Below are 11,227 nucleotides of genomic sequence, written 5' to 3' on the forward strand. Positions count from 1 at the left end.
CGCCTGTTGCCGGGGAGGGCGGTTTGCCCTGATGGCACTGCGCCAGGGCCTCTGTCGAAGGATAAATGCCTGGCACGTTTAGTCACTACTCCCCCATCGTTTGGTACTATCCAGCACACTTATATGAAGATTTAATGTCTGGAAGGTCTTTTTTTGAACGTCATCCGTTACTGGTTACGGCACCCCCATGCACGCCTCATCGCTCTGACAGGATTGCTCCTGGTCCTGCCTTGGTGCCTGCGTGCGGCACTGGGTTGGTCGAATCCGCTCGGCTACCTTTCAGACCTGGGAATAGCCAGCCTGCTCATCGTACTGCTGCATCGCCGTCCCTGGTGGCTAGCGCTTCCCGTATTGCTGGCTTGGGGGGTGATGACGCTGGCTACCGCCGAACTGGTCAGCGCGGTCGGTAGACTTCCAAACGCCTCAGACCTGCACTACCTGGTCGACCCTCAGTTCCTGGAGAACTCCACCGGTGGTGGTTTCGCCCAACCTTGGTTCGCCGCAGCGCTGTTACTTGGGCTGGTGATTTGGCTGATAACCCATTGGGTCGGGCGCTCCATTCCCGTACAAGGCTTGCCACGGAGCGCGTGGGCAGCACCGCTGCTGTTGTTATTGGCCCATTGGGGCGCTCAGCACCTATACCCCTCGGAAGAGGATCAGTGGCGTTTGTTCAGCCTCCCGCATCAGTTGCTGGCCGAGACCGTTGGCGGGGTTCAGATACGCGCAGAAGAGTGGTTGGAGGGTGACGTTGTCGATGTCCCGCCACAAATGGAGGGGCTCACTCAACTCGATCTTGCTGGCCAGAAGCTGCTCGCGGCACCGGGACGTGCGCGCAATGTGTTGATCATCACGCTGGAAGGCATTCCCGGCGCCTACGTTGGGGTCAATCGCCAGGCCCTGCACAGCAGCTATCAAGAAAACCTCATGCCTAATCTCAGTCGCTGGGCAGAACGTGGCATGAACACCCCAGACTATGTGCTGCACAGCCACCAAACCATTCGCGGCCTGTACGCCATGCTTTGCGGCGATTACGACAAGCTGGACAACGGCACCCCCAAAGGGGTCGAAATGTTGACCCAGAGCGAGCGTAACCAAGCCTGCTTGCCAGCCCAACTGCACAAGTACGGGTTCGCTACACACTACCTTCAGGGGGCTGGCCTGCGTTTCATGGCCAAGGACCAGATCATGCCGCATATCGGCTTCGATGCTACCCATGGTTTGGAATGGTTCACTAACAGCAACTATCTGGAGTTCCCTTGGGGTAAAGATGACAAGGCGTTCTTCGAAGGGGCGCTGGATTATGTCGGCCAACTCAAAAAGCAGAAAAAGCCGTGGATGTTGACGCTGCTGACCGTTGGCACCCACCAGCCCTACTCGGCCCCTGAAGAGTACCTGCAGCGCTATGAAACACCCAAGCAGGCCGCCGTCGGGTACCTGGATGATGCCCTTGGACAGTTCCTCAGCGGCCTGGAACGACAAGGCATCCTGAAAGACACTTTGGTGGTGATCACCTCGGACGAATCCCACGGCATCGATGGTGTGCGCCTGGCTTCCTCCTGGGGGTTCAACCTGATGCTGGCCCCTGAACAGGCGCAATTGCCCAAGGTGAAGTCAGGCGTGTACGGGCATGTCGATCTAAGCGCTTCGATACTCGACTATCTGGCCTTGCCGGTCCCCTCGGCATTGAGCGGCCGCTCCCTGTTTCGAGACTATGAAACAGGCCGCGAAATCATCTCATTCACCAACGGCAAGCTGCGTTATCACGATGGGCAGGGAACCTTGACCGAGTGCGACTTTCAACAGCGCTGTCGGTATTACGCCAGTGAAGGCTTTATTGCCGAACGGGCGACCTTTAATGGTCAATACACAGGCAGTCGTGCCCGACAAATCACAGCAAGAGCTACAGCGCTGAATCATTCGTTGCTCCGCACGCAGTTGAACCAGCACTACCAATTCGGCAGTCCCGCTATTATCCCGCTTAAAGCACAAATCAAGGATGACTGGGCCGACAACCTTATTGGCGCGCAGTATCTGGAAATGCCCAAGGGCTCGCACACTCGCGTGCGCCTGACCGTGCGCTCGCTGGATCCACAACAGGACGCCCACATACAGCTCAAGGCCAAGGAATTCGAACAGGATGTCCAACTGGGCCTGCCGGCAGAGATGACAGTCACTGCTGATCAGCCGCTGGAAATGGATTTTAGTTTTGAAAATCCGCAGTCACGCAAGGCATTCTCCTTCCATTTACTAGGCTATGGTCTCGGTGCTGTTGAGGTGAGTGACTTCAGTGTCGTTACCGAGTTGCCAGGAGCACCAGAGGTGCTAGATGAGCCTGCGGTCGATCTCAGCGCTCAATCAAGCTAGGGAACGCTGAAAAAGACATGCAGCGTTGATGGCGCTGAAAGTTGCGCCAGCCCTGGCCGGGTAAGCGCTGGCCAGATCAATGGCTCATGTGCCGAGTCACGGCAAACCGATTGAGAAATCCATGGATCAGGAAAACAAGCGTCAGGGTCAGGATTACCGCGACCGACACAGAGGTAAATCTATAAAAGATATCGAACATGATGTCATGGGAGGGTGTCAGGTATTGGCCAAATAAAATTGCCAGTGTGGTAATGGCGCCAAAGCCTATTCCCGGTACGCCTTTTTCCATGGAGTGCCAGCGGCCGCAGACCATCAAGGCCACCCAGAACATCACGAGCACCAGGGGTAAAATGTCATGATGATTGTAGAGCAGCAACTGCATGATAAAGCCCACTGCGCATCCCATGAGCGTGCCTATTGCACGAATCCGTCCGGCAAAATGCGCGCCTTTCCAGTGCATCGGAAACAGGATCAGGATGCTTGCCACTTGCGCGGACAATGAGTCTTTCAAGTCCAGGCATTGAAAGGCGACAAACGACGCGGTAGCAACCGTTGCGCCAAGCAGCGCTTCATGGCGTTGGCTGGGCAGGTCTTTTTCTATCGATTGCCTGGGCGCGCGGGGTGTTGCATCGGGAAACAGGTAAAACATCAAGCCTGCGATCGTCGCAGAGAGCCAGATCGCCGCGCCATTGCACCAGAGCAGATCGATGACATCGGTTTGTGGATAGCTGGAAAAGTGCAGCAAAATCGAGAGAAACACCGCGCTTAAAGCACTGAAAAAAAACAGTGGCCCTTTCGCCATCAATGCGAAGCGGTATAGAAACAACAGGAACACGATGGGCACCGCCAACACCGGTCGATCACCGAACAGTCCATAAAGCACCCCGACCTCCACGCTGACCACCACGCCCTGGGCCAGGAACTGTCGGACCAGATGGGCATTCAAGGTCGGAACCAGACCAAGGACCAACATCGGATAGACGCAAAAAAAAGCGCCATACTCCAGGTTGAGCACCTTGCAGATCAACAGCCCCAACGTACCACCGCCGGCAATGCGCAGGCATTGACGCAGGTCATTTTCGCTCAGGCGATGGAGCCCGCCAGGTTCAGTAGACATAATGGATAATGCTGACGAGGCGGATTTGCAGCGCACCCATTATGCGCGCCACAACATTGTCGCTGGAAAACAGCTGCACGGTTGCCTTCGCTCCAGAAGGCAGCGAGGGTGGAAGGTCGCCACTGAACACCAAGTGGATGCGTTGGCGCTGCGCATCCCTTACCCAGCGATCCGATTGCAGGGGGGCGGCCAGGTCGCCGTTTGCGTCGATCTGGCCTTCTTTCACCCCCGACTCCAGGTGGCTGATGCTCGCCGCAAAAATCTCCCCTGGCCGGGCATCGAACACCACTGAGGCGGTTGTGCCTGGCTGCGCATAGCGCAACGCCTTTTCTCTGAAGTCGGCAGTGACATCGGCATTGTCTTCCACCAATGCCATGACGGATGCGCCGGCCTGAAGGTACGCCCCCGGACTGAGTTGCAGATTGCCTACCACGCCCGCACGTTCAGCCCTGACTTCGCTGTAGTCCAGTTGCAGCCGGGCCTGCTCCAACGTGTTATGCGCCTGGCGGATGTGAACATTGTCGTCGCCAGGGCCACCTCTGCGCGCCTTGATTTGATCAATAGTGCTGGACGCGGCCCGTACCTGTGCCTGGGCAATGATCAGGCTGGCGTTGATCTGATCCCGCAGTTGCGTGGAAACGAAGTTCTTTTCATGCAAGGTTCGAATACGACCCGCCTGAGCCGCCAATTCCTGAACTTTAGCTTTGGCGGCTGACAAATCGGCCTGCGCTGCGCCCAGGTTTGCATCACGCTCCGAGTAGTCCTGTCGGGCGCGCTCGATCATCAACTGCGCCTCCTTGACCTTTAAAGCAAAAGGACGGGGGTCCAGCCGGAACAGCAACTGCCCGGCCTCGACATGTTGATTATTGACCACGGTCACTTCTATCACTTGGCCAGATACCCGTGGCGCGATACGCACAACAGAGCGCGTTAATTGCGCCTGGGGGGTGAGCGGCATATAGAGGTCTGCTACCAGGAAATAGATGAACAGGCCGGTCAATATCAAAATGGCAAAACGGACGTGCCGGGAAAATCGTTGGTCAGGGGTCATGGCAACTTGCATAAAACGGTCATGTGCGATCCATTGGAGGAATGTCGATCCCTGATTATTTAATCGTCGTCCTGAGCTCGATGCGCCCAGGGGTCGTGAGAAAATCAAAGGGATGAAAGGGGGGAGGCGCAGGTGTTTGATGACAGATTTTACCCAGCGCAGGAACAATAGGACTATTTAAGTTTTTGATAGTCCCAATTCAAGTCGGGAATAGTCTGCGTCGCCAAGGCAATGCCCGCTGAGGATGCCGCCCGCCGATACTTGCCGGCTGATGCGGGGCGTCATGCAAAAGATTCAGGCTCAATTGGAGGAGTCTTTGCCTGTATTGCGATATCTGTCTGCTGTTGACGGTGGGAGAGGCAAGTAAAGAATGAGGCCCGATTTGCTGTAATCCGATAGCAGATTGAGCAGGGCCAACATGAGAGCAAATAAAACGAGCAGTGCCAAGCCCAAGACGGGTGTGCCAGTTCAAGTGAGTATCTAGGAAGTCAGCATCCTTCCTGGCTGGCGCAACGACTACACCGCTATGATCGTTCGCGACCCTGCTCAGGGGGCGCGAGGATCAAGTCACGTGCGGTATAGAAACCCTGCACCAGCCGGTTCTTGGACCAATACTCGCAAAGAACCAGCAATGTATCGGGTAGCTGGGAGGTCGAAGAGGGGGTTTTGACCACCATCGTTTTACCTCCCGAGCGTAAGCGAACAAACGCCCCAGGTTCGAATGTGCCCATGTTCAGTGACCTCACAAAGCGCTGTTTGTGTGTTCTACCCAGCCCCCACCCAATGCCTTGTACAAGCTGACCTCGGCGGTCAACTGCGCCAACCGGTCGGTGATCAATGCCTGTTGGGCGCTGAAGAGAGAGCGTTGCGCATCAAGAAACGTCAGGTTGTTATCGACGCCAATGCGATAGCGCCGCTCTGCCAAACGGTAGTAATCCTGGCTGGCCTGCACCAAGTCGCGTTGCGCCAGCAATTGTTGCTTGTAGGTCTTGCGTGCCGCTAGGCCATCGGAAACTTCCTGGAAAGCGGTCTGAATCGATTTTTCATATTGCGAGACGCGGATGTCTTTCTGGATTTTCGAGTAATCCAGGCTCGCCCGAAGGCTGCCGGCGTTGAATATCGGCAGATTGATTTGTGGTTCAAACAGCCATCCCCCCGAACCGGCCTTGAACAACCCGGACAGTTCGCTGCTTGAACTGCCGGCATTGGCGGTCAGGCTGATGCTCGGAAAGAACGCAGCACGAGCGGCTCCAATGTTGGCGTTGGCCGCTTGCAGCAAGTATTCGGCTTCGAGAATATCCGGGCGCCGCTGCAGCAAGTCTGAAGGCAGGCCCGAAGGGACTTCGGCGAGCAGCTCAGACGCCAGTGGGCGGCCGGGCAGGTCGGCCGACACCGGGGCTCCCACCAGCAGGATCAGGCTGTTGAGGTCTTGGGCGACCTGGCGCTGGAATTTGGCCAGGCTGGCCTCGGCGCTTTTCACCGAGGTGCGCGACTGGCTCAGGTCCAGAGCCGAGGCGAGGCCAGCCTCATTACTGCGCTCTGTCAGGCCCAGGCTTTGCTTGTAGGATTTGAGTGTGTCCTGGGTCAACATCAGCAGCTCCTGATCGGCGCGCCAGGTCAAATAGGCATTGGCCACGCTGGCCACGAGACTCAACTGGACACTGCGCTGGGCTTCTTCGCTGGACAGGTAGGTGAGCGAGGCTTCTTTACTGAGGCTGCGCAGACGTCCGAAAAAGTCCAGTTCGTAGGCGCTGATGCCCAGGGTCGCCGAGTAGGAGCTGCTGATCGCGGGGTCACCGGTGGACGATAGACTGCTCGGCACCCGCTGGCGCGAACCGCTGCCAGTGGCACTGACCGCCGGGTAGAGATCGGCGCGTTGAATCCGGTATTGAGCCTGATAGCCTTCGACGTTCAGGGCCGCCACACGCAGGTCACGATTGTTGAGCAACGAGCGCTCGATGAGCTGTTGCAGTACGGGGTCGTGGAATTGCTCACGCCAGCCTTGGTCGGCGGCAAGCGGCCCCGAACTGGCTGGAGCGTAGGCCGAGGTCTGCGGGAATTGCGTGGCAACCGGGGCCTCGGGGCGCTGGTATTGCGGGATCAGCGAGCAGCCGCCAAGAGCGATTGCGGCGGCCACCAAGGAGCTCAGGGATTTATACATCAGCCAGCCTCATTGTCTGGAAATTACTGCGTGTTACCTGCTGGACACTACCGCTCATGCGCTCGAGGCGAGCCGTCATGAGCCGATCATCCACTTGGCCAGCCCATGCCGTCCGCTGACACCCAGTTTGGCTGCAGCACGTTTCAGATAGGTTTCTATGGAGCTGTTTTTAACGCAGAGTTTTTCCGCCATTTCCGGTACGGTACTCCCGGCCAGGAGCCCCAGGCAGACTTCTTTTTCCCGTACTGAAAGGCTCACGTCACAAGAGATCAACCGTTCATTGAACTCGCGCTGTAATTGCGTCTGGTCAACGGAAATCAGCGAGTTGGCACTGCCAGAGGCCTTGATGCAGGACTGGCGATTGACGTGTGCATGCCGTTCCGCCAGCGGCAGCAGCGCCTCCGAGAGGTATTTCAAGAAGGACAATTCTTGGAGGGTGAAGTCGCGGTTAATGTTTGGGCGGTGCAACGAGATCACACAACGACGGTTAGCTTTGCGTGAAATCAGGCTGCATTGATGAGAGGTGCCGAGGCAACTGTTGCCTTCTTTATCCTTCATTCGTGCGTTCAGGTGAATCAGCAGCGGAGCTTCTATCTCCAGCACGCGTTGGACCAGCGGGTGGTCGCTGCGCTGTTTGGCGCTGGTGGGGCAGGCGGATTGCATTTGCGCGCTTTCCTGCAGGCCGGCAGACCCCAGCAGTTGCACATCGACGACCCTGGATTGGGTGTCATCAACGGTCCATTCACTTAAGACGATCCGACTGACAGGCACTGACTTTTCGATCAGTTGGTGCATGTTGATCAGAAAACTCTCGTTTCCGAGACTGGAAATCAGTTTTCCCAGTTCTGAGTAGAGATATGCCTTGTCCACGCCTCTAACGCCCACACGTTGATTCATTATGCTTATCCTGCATATTGCAAACCGCTCGCAGTTCAGTGGCTGTCGAGGGGTGAAACCCACCCGATTTTCCAAACTGCAGAGGCTGCTTATGGACTTGATCCCTGGGAGTCAACATCACGTGTAAATCCATTCACAAAAAACGATTCAGCTCGTAGTGGCGATTAAGCGTTTCAGCGTAGGAAAAGTCTGTAGTGGAAAACCGGGACATTGCGTCACGGAGTTGGCGCTGTTTATTTGACGATTTTCTCGAAATAACATGATTTGTGTGGGCTTTAGGCTTGGTCACGCGCAGCGACGGCTTCTGGTTGAGTGCCTCCGTCATGAAAATTATTGAGTTAAAAGAATGAGTTAAGCGTGATAGGGGCAAAGGGGAGAGTGGGCGCGGTTTTCCAGATGCCACTTTTCTGCGAAGGTTTTTTTGGCGAAATTTACGAAATAAAAATTCCAGAGTCGTTTGAGATATCTAGCTTTTCGAACGATTTTCTATTTTGATCCGAGCAGTCACAGTGTGACTTGGCCGTGCCATCGACATTTTGCCGTTGACAAACGCTTTTCCTGATTAAACAACCAGGACGGCACAACAAGAGTTCTTGTTGTGCCGTCCTGCTCTGTTTATGAGGCAGTAGTGGTGTTCAGTGCATGGGAAATCGCTTCGCCCAGCGCGCTGACATGTGGGGCCTTGACCAGTGTGTTATGCGTCCCGGGCAACGCTTTCACGCTCACCTGATCCTTGAGCAACGCCCCCCAGCCCAAGGTCGGATCGCTGCGTTTCTGCTCGCTCGCCGTGAACAGCGACACTTTGAGTGAAATGGGCGGGCTAACGTAGGCACCAATGGCCTGGCGCGTCGCATAAGCCACTCCGAGGTGACTGCGCAATAACCCGGCATCGATGTCATGAGGCAGTTCCTCCGGGAGCAGACGGTGGGTCATGCACAGCGCCAACATCGTCTCAATGGCAGCGTCCTGCGCCAGCGCGGTCAGTTGTTGAAGCACCTGGGGATCAATCTGCTCGGGCAGCCAGGCCATCAGGAATTGCCCCTCGCTCAAGGACTCTGCGGCGACCGGCTCCGGGCGTGCCGAGGCATCGATGATGCCCAGGAACTCTACCTGCTCACCGCCGGCCTGCAGTTGACGGGCCATTTCATAAGCGATCAGGCCACCGGCCGACCAACCAGCGATCCGATACGGACCTTTTGGCTGGACCTGACGGATTGCCGTCAGGTAGCGCGCAGACATAGCCGATATATCGGACAGCGGCGACTCTCCGTTCACCAGGCCGCTGGCGGCCAAGCCATAGACAGGCACCTGCGGATCCAGTGAAGGCGCCAGGTCCCGAGCATATTGCACCTCACCGCCCAACGGATGGACCAGGTACAGCGGACGTTGGGAACCCGTGCGGCGAATCGGTACCAGGTTGCTGCGAATACCTGGTCGGGCCTGACCATCGAGGGCTCTGGCGAAGCCTGCGATGGTGGGTTCGACAAACAGATCGCGCACGGCAACCGGTTTGCCAAGGACCTTGCGTAACCGTGAAGTCATCTGGACCGCCATCAACGAAATACCGCCGATGCTGAAGAAGTCGTCATGCCGGCTGATGCGTTCGAGCTTGAACAAATCCTGCCAAATCGTGGCGATGGCGATTTCGGTGTCACCTTGAGGGGCTTCATAAGGCAGTGCCAGGACCTCACTGTCTTCGACCGCGTGCGGCAACGCCACGGCATTGGCCGAACGAATCAGGGCTGGCGTGTCTTCCAACAGTTTGCCAATCGACTGCTGTGCGTCGGCCACCAAATGTTCCAGGACGTTGGCAAACAGCTCGGCGATGTTCTGCACGGTCGAGGTGTCGAACAGGTCGTTGGCGTATTGCATGCTGCCGCTGATGCGGTCGGTGTTGTCGATCAGTGACAGCGATAGGTCGAACTGCGTGGTGCTGTGGGCACTTTCTATGGACTCCACTTCCAGGCCCGGCAGTTCCAGCGGTGCCGGCGGCGTGTTGTTCAGGCTCAACATTACCTGGAACAAGGGGCTGTGGCTCATGCTGCGGGTCGGTTGCAGGGCACTCACCACCTGTTCGAAAGGCAAGTCCTGGTGGTTGTAGGCGGCCAGTGTCAGGTGCTTGATCCGGGCCACCAGATCGGTGATCGTCGTTTCACGCTCGGTGGTCACTCTCAAGGCCAGGGTGTTGGCGAAGAAGCCAATCAACGGCTCCAGCTCTGGACGCGGCCGATTGGCTACCGGGGTGCCCACCACCACATCGGGCTGACCACTCAGGTGACTCATCAGCACTGACCAGCCGGCCAGCAGCACCATGAACAGCGTGGCACCCTGGGCTTGGCTGAACGCACGCAAGTCGGCGCTGAGGGAGGGTGAAAAGGTGCACTCGACGATACCGCCGGCGTAACGTTGAATGGCCGGGCGCGGACGATCCAATGGCAGGTTCAACAGGCTTGGCGCCCCCTCCAGATGTTGGCGCCAGAAGTCGATCTGCGCTTGCAACGCCGGACCTTCCAGGGATTGTCGTTGCCAGGCCGCGTAGTCCACATATTGCAGCGCCAGGGCCGGCAACGGGTCCTTTTGCCCTTGGCTGAGCGCGGTATAGAGCACACTCACTTCATGGGCCAGGACACTGTTGGACCAGCCATCGGATACGATGTGGTGCAGGGTCATGAACAGCACATGTTCCTCGTCTGCCAACTGCACCAGATGGCCGCGCATCAGCGGCCCCTGGTTCAGGTCGAACAACTGCGTTGCATTGGCCTGGCCGAGTTGGGTCAGGTTGACTGCACGTTCCAGGACCGGCATCTCGCGCAGATCCTGCTCTTGCAAATGGAAGCGATAATCGACGGGGGCGATTTTTTGCAGCGGCTCGCCGTCTACCAGTTCGAAGCTGGTGCGCAGGGTTTCGTGGCGTGCTACCAGATGATCAAGGGTTGAGTGCAGCGCCGCTTTGTTCAGCGCACCCCTCAGGCGCAACGCCATCGGCAGGTGATAGGCAGCGCCAGCCGCGTGGTCCAGGTGATCGAGGAACCACAGCCGTTGCTGGGAAAACGACAACGGCAGTCGGCCCGAGCGGTTCGCCAGGGGAATCGACTGCGCCTCGGTCGGTGACGCGGCGTTCACCCGCGAAGCCAGGCCACACACGGTCGGGGCATCAAACAACTCTTGCAGGGTGATCCGCGCGCCAAGCTTGCGACGCAGCCGCGACAGCAGTTGCACGGCGAGCAGCGAGTGGCCGCCCAGTTCAAGGAAACCGTCATGGCGACCGACCTGATCCAGGTGCAGCAAGCCTTTCCAGATCTCGGCGATGGCGATTTCGGTTTCCCCTTGTGGTGCCGTGTAGGTTTTGCTCGCCATGGATTCCAGGCCCGGCGCGGGCAGGGCGCGGCGGTCGAGCTTGCCATTGGCGGTCAGGGGCAGGGCGTCGAGATGCACAAACGCGCTTGGCACCATGTATTCGGGCAAGTGCTTGAGCAGCTCGCTACGCAGGTATTCAGCGCTGGCCGGCTCGCCACACAGGTACGCCACCAGGCGCGTGTTGTCGGACTCGCCCTGGCCGTCCTCGCGAGCGATCACCACCGCCTCACGAATACCGTGGCAGCCCATCAAGACACTTTCGATTTCCCCCAGCTCAATA

Annotated in this window: 6 protein-coding genes; 1 reads left to right on the forward strand and 5 read right to left on the reverse strand. The window is 57.6% G+C overall.

The window, feature by feature from the left end; translation table 11 throughout:
- The first annotated feature begins 153 nt into the window (after positions 1 to 153).
- A complete protein-coding gene (locus GIR22_RS16805) occupies positions 154 to 2,364 on the forward strand; it encodes an LTA synthase family protein (RefSeq protein ID WP_154744427.1) in 2,211 nt (736 codons plus the stop codon).
- A 76-nt stretch (positions 2,365 to 2,440) separates the two neighbouring features.
- Here the strand turns inward: GIR22_RS16805 and GIR22_RS16810 are convergent, their stop codons facing one another.
- From GIR22_RS16810 to GIR22_RS16830, 5 genes are all read right to left on the reverse strand, one after another.
- Entirely contained in the window at positions 2,441 to 3,481 is a 1,041-nt protein-coding gene (locus GIR22_RS16810) for a DUF2955 domain-containing protein (protein ID WP_154744428.1), read from the reverse strand.
- Positions 3,471 to 4,532: an HlyD family secretion protein gene (locus GIR22_RS16815; protein WP_154744437.1), complete on the reverse strand. Its 1,062-nt coding sequence runs from the start codon at positions 4,530 to 4,532 to the stop codon at positions 3,471 to 3,473. The genes GIR22_RS16810 and GIR22_RS16815 overlap by 11 nt, the downstream gene beginning before the upstream one ends.
- A 742-nt stretch (positions 4,533 to 5,274) precedes the next feature.
- On the reverse strand, positions 5,275 to 6,693 hold the full coding sequence (gene adeC / locus GIR22_RS16820) for an AdeC/AdeK/OprM family multidrug efflux complex outer membrane factor (RefSeq protein ID WP_154744429.1): 1,419 nt from the start codon (positions 6,691 to 6,693) through the stop codon (positions 5,275 to 5,277).
- Positions 6,694 to 6,768: 75 nt separating this feature from the next.
- Positions 6,769 to 7,590: a helix-turn-helix transcriptional regulator gene (locus GIR22_RS16825; RefSeq protein WP_154744430.1), complete on the reverse strand. Its 822-nt coding sequence runs from the start codon at positions 7,588 to 7,590 to the stop codon at positions 6,769 to 6,771.
- Between the two features lie 615 nt (positions 7,591 to 8,205).
- Positions 8,206 to 11,227, reverse strand: a 3,022-nt coding sequence (locus GIR22_RS16830; RefSeq protein ID WP_246208420.1) for a condensation domain-containing protein, incomplete at its 5' end; no start/stop codon positions are given.

Origin of the sequence: Pseudomonas karstica (genome assembly GCF_009707515.1) — a bacterium.
In the GTDB taxonomy this organism is placed as follows: Bacteria; Pseudomonadota; Gammaproteobacteria; order Pseudomonadales; family Pseudomonadaceae; genus Aquipseudomonas; species Aquipseudomonas karstica.

Bases quoted from the DNA above. Each gene is read 5' to 3' on its own strand.
- GIR22_RS16810 (WP_154744428.1), bottom strand. From the start codon at position 3,481: ATGTCTACTGAACCTGGCGGGCTCCATCGCCTGAGCGAAAATGACCTG.
- GIR22_RS16815 (WP_154744437.1), bottom strand. From the start codon at position 4,532: ATGACCCCTGACCAACGATTTTCCCGGCACGTCCGTTTTGCCATTTTG.
- adeC (WP_154744429.1), bottom strand. From the start codon at position 6,693: ATGTATAAATCCCTGAGCTCCTTGGTGGCCGCCGCAATCGCTCTTGGC.
- GIR22_RS16825 (WP_154744430.1), bottom strand. From the start codon at position 7,590: ATGAATCAACGTGTGGGCGTTAGAGGCGTGGACAAGGCATATCTCTAC.